Annotated in this window: 15 protein-coding genes; 4 read left to right on the top strand and 11 right to left on the bottom strand. The window is 43.0% G+C overall.

The features are described from left to right. Position 1 precedes the first annotated feature (1 nt). Positions 2-904, top strand: coding sequence for a histone deacetylase family protein (locus Q0590_RS05565; protein ID WP_302036506.1), 903 nt, complete (start codon positions 2-4; stop codon positions 902-904). An 8-nt stretch (positions 905-912) separates the two neighbouring features. Here the strand turns inward: Q0590_RS05565 and Q0590_RS05560 are convergent, their stop codons facing one another. From Q0590_RS05560 to Q0590_RS05525, 8 genes are all read right to left on the bottom strand, one after another. Next, positions 913-2,022 carry a Gfo/Idh/MocA family protein gene (locus tag Q0590_RS05560; protein ID WP_302036505.1) on the bottom strand — a complete coding sequence of 370 codons (1,110 nt, stop codon included), beginning with the start codon at positions 2,020-2,022 and terminating at the stop codon, positions 913-915. A gap of 15 nt (positions 2,023-2,037) precedes the next feature. Then, entirely contained in the window at positions 2,038-2,943 is a 906-nt protein-coding gene (locus tag Q0590_RS05555; protein ID WP_302036504.1) for an alpha/beta hydrolase, read from the bottom strand. 67 nt (positions 2,944-3,010) lie between these two features. After that, positions 3,011-3,715 carry a hypothetical protein gene (locus tag Q0590_RS05550; RefSeq protein ID WP_302036503.1) on the bottom strand — a complete coding sequence of 235 codons (705 nt, stop codon included), beginning with the start codon at positions 3,713-3,715 and terminating at the stop codon, positions 3,011-3,013. Beyond that, positions 3,654-4,142 (bottom strand): DUF4240 domain-containing protein, encoded by a 489-nt coding sequence (locus Q0590_RS05545; protein WP_302036502.1) that lies wholly within the window; start codon positions 4,140-4,142, stop codon positions 3,654-3,656. Before Q0590_RS05545 ends, Q0590_RS05550 begins: the two co-directional genes overlap by 62 nt. Positions 4,143-4,335: 193 nt before the next feature. Beyond that, complete coding sequence (locus tag Q0590_RS05540; protein ID WP_302036501.1) at positions 4,336-4,869, bottom strand: DinB family protein; 534 nt, start codon at positions 4,867-4,869, stop codon at positions 4,336-4,338. Between the two features lie 87 nt (positions 4,870-4,956). After that, the gene (locus Q0590_RS05535; RefSeq protein ID WP_302036500.1) at positions 4,957-5,703 is read right to left on the bottom strand and encodes a hypothetical protein; all 747 of its coding nucleotides are present in this window, start codon (positions 5,701-5,703) and stop codon (positions 4,957-4,959) included. Beyond that, on the bottom strand, positions 5,700-6,197 hold the full coding sequence (locus Q0590_RS05530) for a glycine-rich domain-containing protein (RefSeq protein WP_302036499.1): 498 nt from the start codon (positions 6,195-6,197) through the stop codon (positions 5,700-5,702). The genes Q0590_RS05535 and Q0590_RS05530 overlap by 4 nt, the downstream gene beginning before the upstream one ends. A gap of 85 nt (positions 6,198-6,282) precedes the next feature. Further along, on the bottom strand, positions 6,283-7,911 hold the full coding sequence (locus Q0590_RS05525) for an amidase (RefSeq protein ID WP_302036498.1): 1,629 nt from the start codon (positions 7,909-7,911) through the stop codon (positions 6,283-6,285). Positions 7,912-8,185: 274 nt separating this feature from the next. On the opposite strand from Q0590_RS05525, the gene Q0590_RS05520 reads away from it, so the two are divergent. Further along, positions 8,186-9,364 (top strand): hypothetical protein, encoded by a 1,179-nt coding sequence (locus Q0590_RS05520; protein WP_302036497.1) that lies wholly within the window; start codon positions 8,186-8,188, stop codon positions 9,362-9,364. A gap of 104 nt (positions 9,365-9,468) precedes the next feature. Here Q0590_RS05520 and Q0590_RS05515 read toward each other — a convergent pair whose 3' ends face one another. Further along, positions 9,469-10,590, bottom strand: coding sequence for a glycoside hydrolase family 3 N-terminal domain-containing protein (locus Q0590_RS05515; protein WP_302036496.1), 1,122 nt, complete (start codon positions 10,588-10,590; stop codon positions 9,469-9,471). 50 nt (positions 10,591-10,640) lie between these two features. Beyond that, positions 10,641-11,789 carry a hypothetical protein gene (locus Q0590_RS05510; RefSeq protein WP_302036495.1) on the bottom strand — a complete coding sequence of 383 codons (1,149 nt, stop codon included), beginning with the start codon at positions 11,787-11,789 and terminating at the stop codon, positions 10,641-10,643. An 81-nt stretch (positions 11,790-11,870) separates the two neighbouring features. Between Q0590_RS05510 and Q0590_RS05505 the strand changes: the two genes are divergently transcribed. After that, positions 11,871-12,503 (top strand): OmpA family protein, encoded by a 633-nt coding sequence (locus Q0590_RS05505; protein ID WP_302036494.1) that lies wholly within the window; start codon positions 11,871-11,873, stop codon positions 12,501-12,503. Positions 12,504-12,702: 199 nt separating this feature from the next. Beyond that, the gene (locus Q0590_RS05500) at positions 12,703-14,196 is read left to right on the top strand and encodes a Gfo/Idh/MocA family protein (RefSeq protein WP_302036493.1); all 1,494 of its coding nucleotides are present in this window, start codon (positions 12,703-12,705) and stop codon (positions 14,194-14,196) included. A gap of 52 nt (positions 14,197-14,248) precedes the next feature. Here the strand turns inward: Q0590_RS05500 and Q0590_RS05495 are convergent, their stop codons facing one another. Continuing rightward, positions 14,249-16,624 carry an ATP-binding protein gene (locus tag Q0590_RS05495; RefSeq protein WP_302036492.1) on the bottom strand — a complete coding sequence of 792 codons (2,376 nt, stop codon included), beginning with the start codon at positions 16,622-16,624 and terminating at the stop codon, positions 14,249-14,251. Positions 16,625-16,784 lie beyond the last annotated feature (160 nt).

Genomic DNA, 16,784 nt, shown 5'->3' with positions numbered 1-16,784 from the left:
AATGATTAAAATCGCCTATTCTGACCGCTACCTTCTGGACTTACCCAAAGACCACAAATTTCCTATACAAAAATATGCCTTAATCAAAGACCAGTTGTTGTATGAAGGCACTATCGAGGAGGCTAATCTCTATGATACCGGGTTGTGTACGGAGGAGCAGGTATTAGCTGTGCATACGCAAGAATACTGGCATAAAATTAAAAGCCTAACACTTGATGTACATGAAGTACGGCGTATAGGTTTGCCATTGAATCAACGCCTGGTAGACCGTTCGCTAAGCAGCAGTTGCGGTACGTTGAAGGCGGCAGTGCATGCCCTGGAAGATGGAATTAGCTTGAATATTGCCGGAGGTACACATCATGCATTTACTTATAAAGGGGAAGGTTTTTGTGTGTTAAATGATCTGGCTATTGCGGCCTGCCACTTACTGCAAAACCAATTAGCCAGTAAAATTCTGGTGGTAGACCTGGATGTGCATCAGGGGAATGGCACAGCCGAAATATTCCAGAATAATTCGCAGGTTTTTACTTTCAGCATGCACGGAGCGGATAATTATCCGTTGAAAAAAGAAGTGTCTGACCTGGATATACCTCTGAAAGCATATACAACCGACAGTACCTATTTGCAAATTCTGAGAGAAACGTTGCCAAAGCTGATAGAAGAGCAAAAACCTGATTTTATATTCTATCAATCCGGGGTAGATGTATTGGACACTGATAAGCTGGGCAAACTGGCATTAACCAGACAAGGATGCCGTACCCGTGACCAGACAGTATTGGAACTATGTGCCAAGAAGCAAATTCCAGTGGCCGTAGCTATGGGTGGCGGATATTCTGAACGCATGGCCGATATTGTAGAAGCCCATTGCAACACCTTCCGCGTAGCATTTGATATATTTGGCTAGTATAAGTATTATATGTTTACCGGTTGCCTGCTTTCGATGGACTGAAAGATGGCTTCTAATATGCGTATATCTTTCAACGCTTCTTCCCCGGATGCAATGGATGGACGCTTGTTGATAATACAATCAGCAAAATCATCCATCTGAGCCGTTTGCTGGTAGGCATTAGTTTTGAAAGTTAATTCTCCTTTGCTGGTTAATCCTTTGGTGCCAATGGCATTAAAAGAAGGACTCAAGCCGAACCATCCTTGTTCTGCCGTTGCATAGAGACGATCTACATAAGAGGTGTAGGAAGTGCTGGAGTTAGATAAGGTGCCACCCGGAAATTCCATTTGCCAGAATACAGTTTCAGGAATCCCTTTGAATATAGTTTTATCCATCGTAAATGCCTGTGCTTGTACTCGTATAGGTTCTTCGCCTGTTACCCGCCGGGCACCCTGTATGGCATACAAGCCTAAATCTACGATGGCTCCGCCGCCACCCAGTTTTTTATCCAGCCGCCAGGAGTTGGGATTGGCCATGGAAAACCCTAAACTGGCTTCTATCATTTTTACCTTTCCATACACTTTTTCCACACCCAGCCGCCTGACTTCCAGATGATGCGGCTCAAAGTAAAGCCTGTATCCAACTGATAGCATACGATTAGCTTTTTTGCAGGCATCTATCATCATTTGCCCTTCTTGTACAGAAAGAGCCATGGGTTTTTCACAAATTACATGTTTGCCTGCCTGTGCTGCCCGGATGGTATATTCAGCATGCATGGCGTTAGGCAATACCACATACACAATATCTATATCTGGGTTGTCTTTAATCGTATCAAAATTCTCGTAGTTGTAGATATTTTTCTGATGAATGGCATACTTCTGCGACCAGATTTTGGCTTTATCAGGCGAACCGGTAACTATACCTGCCAGTTTGCATAGGTTGGTTTCCTGCAAGGCAGGAGCCAGTTGCATGGTGCTATAATTGCCTAAGCCAACTAAAGCAATTCCTAGTTTTTTGGGTAAGGCATCAGCCATTACTTGTTTTGGTAAAGCGCCAAAAGCTAAAGCTCCTGTGCCTAATGAAAGTTTTACCAATGCTTCTCTGCGGGAACTAGAGAAAATGTGTTTTCCGGTCATGCTGTATTAGTAAGGTTAAAAAGAGGTATGGGAGTTAATAAAATCTACGATTGAATCCCGGTATTTACTTTTGTCTGCAAACGATAGGTTTTTCCAGAGTTCGCTATGGCTTAAGTCAGTGCTATGCAGCACCTGCAGTTTTTTAAAACCGGTTGCCTTTATTTTATCTTCAAAAAATTTGGTATACACATAGGTGTTTCTGTCTGAGATCAATAGCATTGGCAGTGATAGATTTTGCAGATACGTGGTAGGAGAAGCATCCAGAAAATCTTCTTGTGAACTGCCAAATACCCCTTTTACATGAGAATCGGCTAGTTGCTGGCCACTTCCGGACGATAATATCTGGTAGTAATGCGGTATATCATAAGTGCCTGAAACCGGAATTACTCCTTTAATTTGCTGAATAGAATTCAAATACCGGTGATCCAGGCTGAGTAAGGCTGCCAGGTGTCCGCCAGATGAGAAGCCACCCACAAACAGATCGTTCTGCGAATAGCCATATCGGGCAGCATGGCCGTACAACCACTTAAATGCTCTGGCAATATCTTTTATGTGTTCCGAATGGTGTATACCAGTGTTCAAAGCAGGATCTTTCCAGGTTGCCGGACTCAGCCGGTGACCCACCGAGGCTACCGCAATTCCTTGCCCGGCTATTTTCCGAGCCAGCTCCATCTCCTGATGCCTATCAACATACGACCAGGCACCGCCCCCAATCCATAAGAGTAAAGGCATGTTTGTTTTTCCCTTGGGTAGTACCAGATTCAATTTGTGGTAGCTGCTGTCTGCTCCTGTACCTGTGTAATAGGGTATGTTTAAAATTTCCGTATATGTCAACGAATCGTTTGTTTGTGCATACAAAGCAGGGATATGTAACAGAAATAAGCAGGTAATAAGCAGCATAATTTTTGCGAGGCTGTTCATAGAAGTAAATTACTGATAGGTGTGTTCCGGCCAGGTTATTCAGCAGGAGACATCTATTAATATACCATCAAAACTTTCTTCCTGCTTTCAAAAATACACTAGTGGCAATATCCTTATTTAAATACGACTGCATAATGGCTTTTACCCCAATCAAATACTTTCTGGATACAGCTACTTCATTTTCAATAATCAGGTTGTAGCCTAAGGAAACTCTGTTGGGCGGTGGCAGATAGATATTTTGGAAGGGATATTTTTCCGATATATACATCACTGAAAAGCCGGTGCCTAGCTTAAAATTATCGTACCGGTTATTTCCAAAAGGCGACAGAAAGATATTGGCATCTACATGGGTAGTAAAAGCTGTCTGGCTGGCAGAGGCGTATTTATCATAAAATTGTACGTCTCCATAGCCGCCACTTACCGACACAGCCTGACTAATATAGGTATTCCATTTCTTTGTTAGTTCTACTTCCGCTTTGCCTATAAGAATAGTGCCTGTTTTAAGGTAGGAAGGCCCAAGGCCAATTTTGATATCAACGGTAGAAGAGTCAATGTACTGTGCAAAGGCAGCGTTTGCCAGCAGGCTGAGCAGCACCATTGCAACCATTCTTATTAAGATCAGGTAGGTTGATAGGGATGATACAGCATTGGTATAAAACTTCTCATGCATACTGGTAAGCATACCATACTTTATTTCTTCATTTAGTTCATTATTCACGCCATCCATGGGGATTGGAACCAGATTCAGTACGGTGAATGGTGTTTCGTTCAAATTCCTCTCCGAATCGGGATTGATACACTTCATATCCTGCAAAACACACTGATTCGGCTTCTGTATCCAGCATTGCTTTGGTAGGGTTCTGATCTATGAAGGTATAGTATCTTTCTCCCATGCCTACAATAAAACCCCGGCAATACAAAAATCCATCATCTGACCCATCGGTATGGGCATGAATTTCTTCCCGGTCTATATTATGCAATTTTTCTTCCATAATCCGGATAAACTTGGTGAGGTCTTCTTTGCTCAACTGGGCAAGTTGCTGCTCCAGTTCTTCTACTACTTCATCTTCTAGTCCAAAGCTAAGGCCTTCAAATAAATCGGGCTCATTGGTTTGTAATGCTTCCTGCCGCATACCGTTTAGCATAGGTAGCTTTTCCCAGGAAGCCTCGATGATCTCCCAAAATTTCTGTTCATTCATGGATTGTTGTCTGGTTTTGTATAGAGTACTTCTACGGCTTTTGCAAACTATTTATCTACCAAGCAACAGATTTTTATCTAGCTTACTAATTGAGGTATGTTTATATTTAATAATTACTCAGTCAACAGGCTACAAAGTTGCAGAAGATTTCAACTCTTCTTGCTTAAAATCTACCTGACTTTCATTTAGCTATTTACAAATGGCTTTCTTTGTACAACTTTCGCAGTATACTAATCTGGCCTCTGTGATAAATTTCGTCTTCCATCATGTGGTGTAAAACCCAGGCCAGGTTACAACCTGTAACCGGATCATAATCCTCTATTCTTCTCACCAGATCTTCAAAGGTTAGTTTTTTTAGAGCCTCTAACAGCAGTTGCCTTGATTCTTCCAGGTGAGCAATATAAGTTTCTATAGATTGCCCATTTATTAGTTGGGGCAGATATTTGCCCATATCTAGTCCCGGTAGCCACCGTTCATTTTCTTCCTCGGTTAATCTACGGCCTTCTATAAATTCAATCCGGAAATAATGTTCCAAAGCAGTAATATGTGATAATAATGCCCCTATGGTATTCCAGCCTTCTTTGTACTGCCAATCGACTTCCTGGAAGGTTAACTTTTCTAGGATTTGTAGGGTAGTAACTCTAGTATCTTCCAGGGTTCCCAGCAGATAGTCTAAGGCATGATCAGGTGTTTTGTTAAACTCTATATGGAAATTTCTCTTGAGCATATTTGTACTTTACAAGCCGTACTGTTTTAGTCTATATTGCCTGTAATATGGATTTTGAGATTAATCGCCTCCACATCCTCCACATCCTTAACATCCATCTCCTCCCGAATCCCCACCATTGCTGTCTCCTCCACAACTACTATCAAAGCTTTCTGAGTAGGAATCAAATGAGCTAAAAGTACCGCTACAACTTGCCGGTAAAGGCATGTTTTGTTCCTGCTGTACTTCTTCCCATAGTTGCTTATCAAGCCCGCCCAATGAAGTTGACTCAATCCCTTGAATAAGCAGCATGTTTCCTTTGATCTGCCTGTATATTTCCAGCACTTTTTCTTTTCCTGATTCAAGCAAGGAAGGTAAGCGGGCTTCTAATTCGGCTAATTCTTTGGCCAGGTCTTTTTCCAAGGCTAGGCCATTGGCTGTAATCGAATATCCACCAAATATCTTTTGCAGCTTAGTCTGTGAAAAGCAAGTTTTCATCTGTTCAGATTGACTTACCAGATGGAGAAACTTTTGACGACTCCCAGCGTTCTGGTAAGCTATTTTCACTAGATGGCGAAACAGAATTTCTATACCATTATTAGTAGGGAAAGGATACAAAAATACTCCCTCATGAGGAAGTGGTTTATACGTATCAAAATACTCACCCTTTACTATGTAAATGAAGGTACACGGAGGATCTTGCGGAGAAGGCTGCCGGCTGACTTGTAAAGTTTGCAAGACAGATTTATACAATAAGTCCCACAAAGTTACTTTTAACAATTCGTTTAATGTAGTAGTTTCTCTCCTGAGTACCAACAGGGTTTCGGCCGGAGAAAGCATAGTTAAATATTTCATGGATTAAAGAACTGAGGCTTTTTAACTAGCCAGTACTGGCTTAGGTTTACCCGCTGAAAATGTCTTTCCTTGAACCTTTTTTCAGCTGATGGCCAAATATCTTCAGGAGGTGCTTGCTCAAAAATATCCTGATAAAATGCTTTAGTTTTTATGTACCAGTCCAGGTATTGCTCCTTTTCCAGCGATCCTCCCTTTGTAGGACCGTGATGAATAGCCCGCTTGATTGTATGCTGACAAAATAGTGTCCAGTACGAGTATGTGTAGAGTAGATGCAAATGCCAGACTTGGTCTACTTGATCGGAAGGGGTTAAGGGATGAGGAGCTAAACAAAGCAAGAACATAAATTTTTTGTATTCGCATACTGTCTTCAGGCTATACTCCATACTCCATCCATTCTCTCTAGCGAGCCGGTCGGTGAAAGTCAATGGAGCTGTAGGGTCATCTAACTCAAAGGTTTTTATTTTGTTCCACAATAGGTTATCAGCTTCTTTCATTTAGTATAGGCAATAGTTGTATTCAAATAAGTATAGCAGGCACATTCTGTATTAACAGTTATCTACTATATCCGTGTTTTTTCTCCTACACTGCCACAGGCTGAAACGTAGGAGCTACTCTGTTTTTAGAGGCTTGTTCATAGGCATAGGCAATGGCAATTAATTCACCTTCACGGTAGGCGGTGCTGAAGAAAGAGAATCCGATAGGCAAACCTTTTACCATACCCATAGGCACGGTAATATGCGGATACCCAGATACGGCTGACGGAGAGGTAAGCCCATAGCCACTGAAGTGGTCGCCATTGATGAGGTCGGTACACCAGGAAGGCCCGTAGGTTGGTCCGCAGATGGCATCCAGGGAATTTTCTTTCAGCACGGTATCAATGGTGTTTCTGGAAACCCGTTTGTTTTTTGCTAAAGCCTCTTTGTATTCTTTGCTGTTCAGGTCGCCTTTGGCTTCAGAACTTTCTAAAATTTCCTGCTTGAAATAGGGCATAGCTTTGTCTTCGTACTGTTTGTTGAAGGCAATGAGATCTTTCAGCGATTTTACTTGCCCATTTGCCTTAGCCAGATACCGGTTCAGGCCATCTTTAAATTCGTATTGCAGCACGGTGTATTCACTGTCACTGATCTCACCCATGTGTTTCATCACTTCCACTTCCACAATAGTAGCTCCTTTACTTTTCAGCAGTTCCAGGGTTTTTTGTAGTAAAGCATCCACTTCTTCATGGCCTTTGAGGAAAGATTTCTCTACGCCAATTCTTTTGCCCTGCAACGCATTGGCATCCAGAAAACGGGTATAGTCCGATTGGCTTTTTCCCTCACTTTCTTGGGTAACGGCATCTTCTGCATCGACACCGGTAAGCGCACTTAATAGGATAGCAGCATCGGTTACGGTTCTGGCCATGGGACCTGCGGTGTCTTGCGTATGCGAAATGGGAATAATACCCGAACGGCTCCACAAACCTACGGTTGGTTTAATGCCCACAATGCCATTAATCGAGGCAGGACACGTAATAGACCCATCGGTTTCCGTCCCGATAGCTAAAGCACATAAGTTAGCGGAAGGAGCCACACCGGAACCAGAGCTGGAGCCGCAAGGATTACGTTGCAGAATGTAGGGATTATTCGTCTGCCCTCCGCGGCTGCTCCACCCACTCGACGAACGGGTAGACCGGAAATTCGCCCACTCACTTAAATTCGTTTTACCCAACAACACGGCTCCCGCTTCACGCAGCTTGGCTACAATAAAAGCATCTTTGGCGGCTTTGTTATCGGCCAGGGCAATAGAGCCGGCGGAAGTAGCCATTTTGTCGGCCGTATCTATGTTGTCTTTAATCAATACCGGAATACCATGCAGTGGGCCTCTCACTTTACCAGCTTTCCGCTCCTGGTCCATGGCATCGGCTATAGTTAACGCATCGGGGTTGGTTTCAATAACGGAGTTTAGTTTGGGACCACTTTTATCAATGGCTTGTATGCGATCCAGATAGAGTTGGGTAATGGCACGGGACGTGTATTTGCCCTCTTTCATGTATTGCTGTAACTGGCTTAAGGTTACTTCATTCAATGCAAACTCCCCGGATTCAGCACTAGTTGCAGCGGTGGTAGCTGTCTCTTTTGTGGTGGAAGTTTGGTTGCACGATCCGAGAATGAAGGTAGATAAGGTTAAGCTGGCTAGTGAGCCGTTCTTTATAAAAGTTCTTCTTTTCATTGGTAAGGTTAGGGAAAAAGTAAGGTAGTTTTTTACATTATAAGTATACTCTTTTTTAGCTTAAACAGGCAATGCTCCCTGAAAATAAAGTTATCAGTCTTTCTGGAGGTAGAGAATTTTTGTATTTCCCACGTATACGTAGCTGAAACTCTCTCTACCATCTGCGAACTTGAGCAAGTCTACCAATGTTACCTACTTAGAAGCTGGTAACGCCTGAAAATCATGCTATTTTGCTGTGTGGATAGATAGCTTCAATTCTTTTATCATCTTACCAATGATTCATATTTTATTTAGCCTATCTGGGATCTGTAGTCGACCGTATCACCGCTGGAAACGGGTGCGTATTATAATGGCTTATTCTCTGTGGATAAGTATGGGTATGGTAATGCTGTTGGGCCAATCAGCCATTGGCCAGACAGTAGCTACTGCCGCAAGTTTTCGGCTGCAGGCAGAACCCATGCCCTTTACACCCAAGGAATATTACCTTGCTTCTATAGTAGATGAACGTAAAGACCGCAAGGCCATAGCCTATTTACTTACCGTTCCTGGCAGTACGCAACTGCTTGCTACGCCTCAGCCTGTAGATCTGGAAGGAGGTGGCTTTGCAGCGGTCCGTCAGTTTATACATAAAAGTCTGCCTCAGAATAAAAAGCTACGGCCTATCACCGCCCGCTTGAAAGAATGCCTGGTTACCGAGTCTCCGGCTGATCAGGGACGTATTGCTGGAAAGGTAGCTATACATATGTCGTTCGAATGGGAACAAGATGGCGAAATGGTAGAACTGATTGCCTATAAGGGAGGCGCACAATATAATCGTTCTGTTAGGCAGCAGGCGGCTATAGAACGGGTTCTCCGGCAGTCGCTGGTGAGTGCCATCCGGTATTTTGATACGTGGATGAATCAGGAGGCAGATGGCAATGAGAAACTGGCGAAAGCTATTAAAGTAACGTTTACAGACTTTACGGAAAATGTAGAGGACGATACGGTTTTTTATTCACCCAACCGCCCCCTCATCTGGGACGATTTCCGTGATACACCACGGGTTGGCAAGTATGCTGCCTCCGTATTTCCTAGTTTCTCTTACCAAGGCCAGAGCAATGTTAGGGATGGCGTAATTCATGTAAACCTGACCATGAAAGTATATATGCTTAAAAATGCGTCATGGGTACGGGATAATGCCAGAGATGCCTATGGCCTGAATCATGAGCAGCGGCACTTCGATATTGTAAAGCTGGTTGCTGAACGGTTTAAGCAAAAAATTAAGCCCGATAGCCTTACGCTGGAAGATTATAATAGTATTATCCAATATCAGTACCTGGAATCGTTCCGGGAGATGAACCGGCTGCAAGAGCAGTATGATGGGGAAACAAGCCATGGGCTCAACCATGCGGCCCAGGAAAAATGGAACCAGTGGATTGATGCTGAGCTACGTTCGTTTGTAGCGAAAGAGTAAATTGGTTGGGCTCTGTTGAGCAATGAATAATGAAGAGTTGAACAAGGAATGCTGAATTTTCAACGTTCCTTGTTTGCTCCCTCCTTGGCAAGTACAAGCAGCGTTTACTGTAACATTCCCAAGCAAAGTTTTGCCCGCAGAATTTTCTTTACGGAAGTATATACTTGGCTTTTAAAAGCTTCGTCAGTTGCCATTTCTTTAGCTACCGCTGTAATAAGAGCTGTTTCGTTAGTAGGCATTAATATCATATCGCAACCGGCTTGTACGGCTTTTAAAGTGGCTAGTGGTATTTTGTTCAGGGCTCCCATATTCATGGCATCGGTTACAACTAATCCTTTAAAGCCTAATTCGTTCTTTAGCAAATCCGTTACTATTTTCCTGGAACAACTAGCCGGTAAACCTTCTGTATTGTAGGTTTCATTATTTGCTACAGCAATGTGGCCAACCATTACACTTAATACTCCATTCTGGATAAGTGGCTTGTACGTATCTACTTCCTGCAGCTCCCCATCAATATAGACTAGTTGCACGTGGGTATCGCCTTTTACATAGCCATGCCCCGGAAAGTGCTTAGCCGTAGCAATAAGGCCCATTTCCTGTGTCGTTTGTATAAAAGCATCGTTCATCCAAACAACGGTATCGCGGCTGTTGCCAAAGCTCCGGTTAGTAATAGCTTTGTTAGTAGTTGTTAAATCAGTTACCGGGGCAAAATTTTGTTTGATGCCCATGTCCAGAAGTTCCTGGCTGATGGTACGGGCTATTTCCCGGCATTCTTCCAGGCTGGCAATTTCACTGGTGTTTTTTACTTTTTGCACACCGGTTATCTTCCTATTGATTAGGCTGGGTTCCGCATCGGCACTGTATAGCAACGGAATACCTTTGTTTTGTTCTACCAGTGTATTGAGTGTTTTTCCCAGTTTTTTCAACTCTTCTTTGTTTCCGCCCAGCATAAGCACCCCTCCCAGTTTTTGTTCCCGCAAGAGTTTAGTAATGGTTTCGGTAGGTTTGCCTAACCGGCCGGCCGCCTGTATAATCATTTGCCCTATCCGTTGCGAGTCGTCCATTTTATTAAAATAGTTATCAATTTTTTGTTCCAGCCGGGGATTATATAAATAAAAATCTGCCAGGGTAAAAGGGGTATGGCTGGTATCTGTTTGTGCCCGGACAGAACTAACAAAACAAAGGACAATAAGAGGAAAAAGTAATTTTTTTACGAGAGCTAACATGGCTATGACTAGAAACAATAAATAGTACTTGGTTAAGTTGAACGCCTGCCTTACAGACCTCCGGTAATTTCTTTTAGTTTATTAAAAAAGCCTTTTTTACGTGCAGAGCTAATTTTCCAGTTCACCGGTATACTCTGGTATCCTTCCTCGTAGCCTTCATCTTTCATACGGAAATCAAAATACCCCCAGGAAGCATAGGCTTTGGTGGCTGCTACAAAATTATTTTCAGGCTGATCAAAATCAAAATGGTCATCTTCATTAAATACAATGGGCTTTGGTGTATATCCCTCTACCCGCCGGGTTTCTTCAACCATTGCCTTTATACGCTTTGGATCGCTTACGCCGTTGCCATGTAAGAGCAGAAAATCTGCTGATTTTACCACAGTTGGTTTAGGAATAGTGCCGCCACCATAGCTGGTGCTTACCAGATAACGCCGCCCGTTGCGTGTCGTATTTTTTACCCGTTCAATCAGTTCATGTACGCGGTCTGGCTGCAAAATAGCATGGGTATAGTTAATATCACATTCATTATTTATCTCCAATAGTACATGCTGGTAATTATGGTCAAAAAGCCAGTTTACCGTGTTGTCTACGGCTTTTAGTACAGCTGCTTCCTCCTTCACCCGTTCATCTTGTCCAAAATAAAAAATACCCAGTATAACAACCATCCCCAGTTTATCGGCCCGGTCCAAAATTTTTTGCAGACGTTCCATATACGCTGGCCGCAACTCTCCATTTTCATCGACAGCCGAATTGTACCAGGGTTGATTCTTAGAATAGCCTTCCGGGCTACCGCCTTGCAGATTAATAGTGAATGCCAGTAATCCGTGTTTTTTCCATTGCGGCATGGCTTTTATAAATTCTTTGGTATTGCGGTTGGCATCCCATTTCTTTCCATCCGGGTAAGTCCAACGGGATTGTGTTTCCGGATTTAAATCATCAAATATACCTTGTACCATCCGGGAGTTGGGCAATAAACCTTCTACCTGATAGCCATTCCAGGTGCGGCCCTCAAAGGTAGGTTTTCCATTGATGTAGAATTTTTCTCCTTGTATAGATACGTCCGTTTTTCGTTTTGGCTGGCTTATGGCTGGAAGTATGTTTAGAAAAAAATAAGCTGCTAGGAGCCAGCAGATGGCATACCGGAAAAATGCCGGAGAATTTATAAAGGAACCCATTTTCAGAAACTGGTCGGCCATAGCTACAAAGATGACTAAAGTTTGGTTAACAATTTAAGAATAAACTCCGTAATGAAAGTATCACTAAAACCTAATACAGTTATGATTAAGAAAACAGCCATTCTGAGTTTGCTGATAACTGCTTCTTTATATGGATGCAATCAGAGCAGTGACAGCAGCACAAAAAATGAGGATCTTGCCGTGTCAGACAGTGTAGTAGTTAACGATCCGGATGAAACCATGGCCAGCAATGATGCGGAAACAACCGATATGGATGCCCAGTGGAACCAGCTGGATCGTAATGCACCTTCCGTAAAATTACCGGAAGTATCAGTAATCGGATTAGAAACCCGCGGAAATAAAGACTATACGGTTTATTCCATGGAGGAATCTATTCTGTTTGACAAAGGACAAGCCAAACTCCGGGAAAATTCTAAGGAAACGTTAAACAAGATAGTTTTATCTATGGCTGAAAGAGCGAAAGGTGATATCCGGATCTATGGATATGCCGATCCTTCGGAAGGAACAAGTAAGGAGAATATTGCCTTATCTTCTGAACGTGCCATGGCTGTCAGGAACTGGCTTGTAGAAAATGGGAACATTGATGAATCCCGCATTTCGGTACAACCCATGGGAGAAAATCAGCCAACTACCACCGTGCCAGCTACCAGTGCAAAAAAATCTAACCGCCGGGTAGATATTGTAGCTATGACGAATCCTCGTAAAGCAAAGTAATCGGCAGTATATATTTAGTAACACAAAAAGCCTGCTAATCGCAGGCTTTTTGTGTTAGCTATGACTTCGTAAGGAACTATACCCCGAATATAGTTCCTACTTTTTTAGTAAAACTTCTGGCAATTGTGCTAAAATTATGGTAGAATTCGGGTAATATTCAGTAAACATAACCTTGTACCTTGCTTTAATCCATACTGTTATGAAAAACGATGAACCTGCTAAAACAGAAAATCCGATTACCCGCCGCACGTTTATTAAAGGTGCGGCCTTCACAGCTGCGGCTTTTACGATTGTTCCCCGCCACGTAATTGGTGGTCCGGGTTTTATTCCGCCTAGTGATAAAGTAAATATTGCCGGGGTAGGCGTAGGTGGTATGGGCAGAGCTAATTTGCTTAATTTAAGTACACAGAATATAGTTGCTTTATGCGATGTGGACTGGGATTATACCAAAAAGGCTTACGAAAAGCTGGATGCAGACATGGAAAAAGCGCAGGCCAGGTTGAAAGAGGTGAAAACTGACCAGGAACGGAAGTCTATTAATGACCAGACAGAGAATTTTAAGCGGTTAAAAGAACATTACGGAAAGGCCAAGCAATACAAAGATTACCGGCAAATGCTGGATAAGCAGAAAGATATAGATGCAGTAGTAGTTGCCACCCCAGATCATACGCATGCCGTAATTGCCCTGGCCGCTATGAAAATGGGCAAACATGTGTATGTACAAAAACCTTTAACCTATACCGTACACGAAGCCCGTACACTGGCGGAAGAAGCCCGGAAAGCCAAAGTGATCACCCAAATGGGAAACCAGGGCCACTCCAGCGACGATGCACGGAAAATAAATGAATGGATAGCGGATGGTGCCATCGGGAAAGTAACAGAGGTACACGTATGGACCAACCGCCCTATCTGGCCGCAAGGCATACCGCGGCCTGAAGATAAACCTGCCGTACCAGATACCTTGGATTGGGAATTGTTCCTCGGTCCGGCGCCTTACCGTCCGTATAATCCGGCGTATACTCCTTTTAAATGGCGTGGCTGGGTAGATTATGGCGTAAGTGCGCTAGGCGATATGGGTGCCCACCTGATAGATCATCCAAACTGGGCCTTAAAACTAGGTGCGCCAGTAAGTATAGAAGCCACTTCTACGCCTTTTGGTAAAAGTAAAGATGCCAGTGGAAAAGATGTACTGGAAAGCTATCCGCTGGCTTCTATTGTGCATTACGATTTTGCGGCTCGTGGAGATATGCCAGCGGTGCGGATGACCTGGTACGATGGTGGCCTGATGCCTCCACGCCCCGAAGAAATGGAACCTAGTGAAAATATAGACAAAGGAGGCGGCGTATTATTTGTAGGAGATAAAGGCAAGCTGATGCACGAAACATATGGCCGGAATCCACGTTTGTTGCCAAAATCTAAAATGGAATCGTATAAGCAGCCAAAACCTACAATAGAACGGGTAACCACCAGCCACGAAATGGATTGGGTAAATGGGATAAAAAATAACAAACAACCCAGCTCTAACTTCGATTATGCCGGACCCTTAACTGAGACGATGTTACTGGGTGTGGTTGCCGCGATGGTGCCAGGGAAAAAATTGCTTTGGGATGGACCCAATATGCGGGTGACAAATGTGCCTGAGGCAAATGAGTATATTCGCAGGCAGTATCGCCAGGGATGGGCATTACTTTAGTTCATTTGCTGTAGATGAATAAAAAGGTTGTCCTTATCGGCAGCCTTTTTATTTAAGCTCTGCTATTAACCGTAACAAGTTTAGTTAATTCAGCCAGTACTTTTGTAGAGATATTTTTTACTGTTCCTATATGGTGTTGTAGTATTTGAATATCTACCTGGTTTCTGGGAACGGTACCTGTTTTTTCGAGTAGCTCAATTATTTCAAACAGCGATTCTATGCCAAAGAACCGGACGTTTGCCTTAATTTTATGTGCATAGGCAGCCATTTGCTTAAAGTTTTTCTCTGCCATGGCTTGCTCCATCAGGGTTATTTCAATCGGAAGTTTTTCAATGAATTTCAGAATGATCTCTTCCAACTCGTATAAATCTTCGCCGGCAATGCTCTTGAGGAAAGAAAGATCAAAAAGCTTTTCATGGGTTTCCTGAGATATTTCTTTCACCTGCAGCTGAGGTACAGAATCCGGGTTACGCCGTACAACAGACAAAATTTTGTTAAATAAATCTGCCTGCTCAAAAGGTTTGGGAATAAAGTCATCCATGCCGGCTGCAAATACTTTTTCTTTATCCTGCTGCAAGGCAGAGGCTGTTACGGCTATAATGGGTACTTCCCTGGTTGGAGAAGCTAACTCATTTCTGATAATACGGGTGGTGGTATAGCCATCCATTTCAGGCATCTGGCAATCCATCAGAATCAGATCATAGGTTTGTTTGCTTAAAAGCTCCAGCACTTCTTTGCCATTGGTAGCAATATCCACCTGCGATTTTATCAACTTCCACCGCTTGAGCATATTAATCAGGATCAGCCGGTTTATCTCGTTATCTTCGGCAAGCAGTATGCGGATGTTTTCGGGTAAACATTCTTTGTCAGGAATGGCTGGTTCGCGGGTGACAGAGGCTGCATGTGTTTTATCTTTTTTGTAGGGAACAATAATGCTAAATTCACTTCCTTCGCCTAAGGTGCTTTTAATGTCGATTTTTCCTTTCTGAAGTTCCACCAATTTTTTACAGATAGCCAGACCCAGTCCTGTTCCGCCAAATTTGCGGGTAGTGTCGTGCGTAGCTTGTGTAAAGCTTTCAAAAATATACTGCAATTTATCTTCGGCAATACCAATACCAGTATCTTTCACCGAAAACCGAAGAGTTGCCTCACCCTCTGTTTCTTTTATCATTCGCACACCAACCGTTATGGAACCAGTATGAGTGAATTTGACAGCATTGCCCACCAGATTTAGCAATATTTGATTCAGCCGCACGGAGTCTCCGAGCATATATTCGGGAACATTCTCTGCAACGTCTACTACCAAAGCCAGGTTTTTTTCATTGGTTTTGATAGAAAACATGTTTGCTACATTTTTTACTACTTGCCTGACTTGCAGAGGGGCTTCTTCGATATGCATTTTCCCGGCTTCGATTTTAGCCAGATCCAGAATATCATTGATAATTACCATCAGGTTGTCGGCTGAAAATTTAATAGCTTCCATAAATTGCCTCTGCTCCTTATTCAAGGGAGTTTTCGACAATAAGTGGGCGACACCAACAATCCCATTCAGCGGCGTACGGATCTCGTGGCTCATATTAGCCAGAAACTGCTCTTTCATCCGTACCGATTCTTCAGCCAACTCTTTTGCCTTTATCAGCTGGGCTTCCGCCAGCTTTTGCTGCGATACTTCATGACAAATCCCTTTTATGGACATCACTCTACCATCAGCTGCTAACACCGGGCGGCCAATGGTATGAATATATTTTACGGATTGATCTGCGAGAATTATCCGGTAGGTAACATCATACATCAACCCATGTTGAATACACTTGTTGAGTTCAACAAAAACCAGTTGCGTATCGTCCGGAGCGATATATTTTACAAACTCTTCAAATGAAGGAGCTACACTTGCATGATCTAACCCATAAATGTTAAATAACTCCTCTGACCACCATATTTCCTTTGTTACAGGGTTGTATTCCCAGTTGCCTATGTGAGCTATTTTCTGCGCTTCAGCCAGGCTTTCATTCAGTACTTTCAGCCGCTGCTCGGCATACATGCGCTCGGTAATATTTCTGGAAACAGATTGATAAGAAATGCCTTCTTCAGCTTGATCTATGCGCCAGATGAACGTTTCAAACCATATGTACGTGCTATCTTTTTTACGGATACGGTAGGTGAAACTGGTGTTGAAACTTCCTTTCAGTAAGGGCTTCAAGTATTCACTTTCTATCTTTTGCTGGTCTTCGGCAAATACAAGGCTATATGCCGAAGCATTGAGTAATTCTGCAGGCGTGTACCCAAGTTGCCTTTCCACTGAAGGAGAGATATAAACGAACTTACCCTCTTTATCGTGCAGGCATATAACATCATGCATATTCGATAAGATCAACTTATCCAGGTTCTTTTCCTGTGCAGAAGTTGTATGCAATGTCCTAGTTTTCATGTAGCAAGGCTGATGAGCTTCTAAATCGTGGATATAATTTAATTGATTTAATTCTAAAACTATGCCGCCGGTAAGTTAAGGCAAACCAGGGAAATGTAAGATTCATTCTAGGAATAGAAACTTCAGCTAGGACAAGCAGTACTTTATCAGGTAAACTAGC

This window comes from Rhodocytophaga aerolata (genome assembly GCF_030503435.1).
GTDB classification, from domain to species: Bacteria; Bacteroidota; Bacteroidia; order Cytophagales; family 172606-1; genus Rhodocytophaga; species Rhodocytophaga aerolata.
Note: the sequence above shows the minus strand (reverse complement) of the source record. Positions and strands in the feature narration are given on the sequence as shown.

What these genes read in the sequence shown, in the direction of transcription:
- Q0590_RS05495 (WP_302036492.1), bottom strand. Translation starts at nt 16,624, where the DNA reads ATGAAAACTAGGACATTGCATACAACTTCTGCACAGGAAAAGAACCTG.
- Q0590_RS05520 (WP_302036497.1), top strand. Translation starts at nt 8,186, where the DNA reads ATGATTCATATTTTATTTAGCCTATCTGGGATCTGTAGTCGACCGTAT.
- Q0590_RS05530 (WP_302036499.1), bottom strand. Translation starts at nt 6,197, where the DNA reads ATGAAAGAAGCTGATAACCTATTGTGGAACAAAATAAAAACCTTTGAG.
- Q0590_RS05540 (WP_302036501.1), bottom strand. Translation starts at nt 4,869, where the DNA reads ATGCTCAAGAGAAATTTCCATATAGAGTTTAACAAAACACCTGATCAT.
- Q0590_RS05510 (WP_302036495.1), bottom strand. Translation starts at nt 11,789, where the DNA reads ATGGCCGACCAGTTTCTGAAAATGGGTTCCTTTATAAATTCTCCGGCA.
- Q0590_RS05525 (WP_302036498.1), bottom strand. Translation starts at nt 7,911, where the DNA reads ATGAAAAGAAGAACTTTTATAAAGAACGGCTCACTAGCCAGCTTAACC.
- Q0590_RS05560 (WP_302036505.1), bottom strand. Translation starts at nt 2,022, where the DNA reads ATGACCGGAAAACACATTTTCTCTAGTTCCCGCAGAGAAGCATTGGTA.
- Q0590_RS05555 (WP_302036504.1), bottom strand. Translation starts at nt 2,943, where the DNA reads ATGAACAGCCTCGCAAAAATTATGCTGCTTATTACCTGCTTATTTCTG.
- Q0590_RS05515 (WP_302036496.1), bottom strand. Translation starts at nt 10,590, where the DNA reads ATGTTAGCTCTCGTAAAAAAATTACTTTTTCCTCTTATTGTCCTTTGT.
- Q0590_RS05545 (WP_302036502.1), bottom strand. Translation starts at nt 4,142, where the DNA reads ATGAATGAACAGAAATTTTGGGAGATCATCGAGGCTTCCTGGGAAAAG.
- Q0590_RS05535 (WP_302036500.1), bottom strand. Translation starts at nt 5,703, where the DNA reads ATGAAATATTTAACTATGCTTTCTCCGGCCGAAACCCTGTTGGTACTC.
- Q0590_RS05505 (WP_302036494.1), top strand. Translation starts at nt 11,871, where the DNA reads ATGATTAAGAAAACAGCCATTCTGAGTTTGCTGATAACTGCTTCTTTA.
- Q0590_RS05565 (WP_302036506.1), top strand. Translation starts at nt 2, where the DNA reads ATGATTAAAATCGCCTATTCTGACCGCTACCTTCTGGACTTACCCAAA.
- Q0590_RS05500 (WP_302036493.1), top strand. Translation starts at nt 12,703, where the DNA reads ATGAAAAACGATGAACCTGCTAAAACAGAAAATCCGATTACCCGCCGC.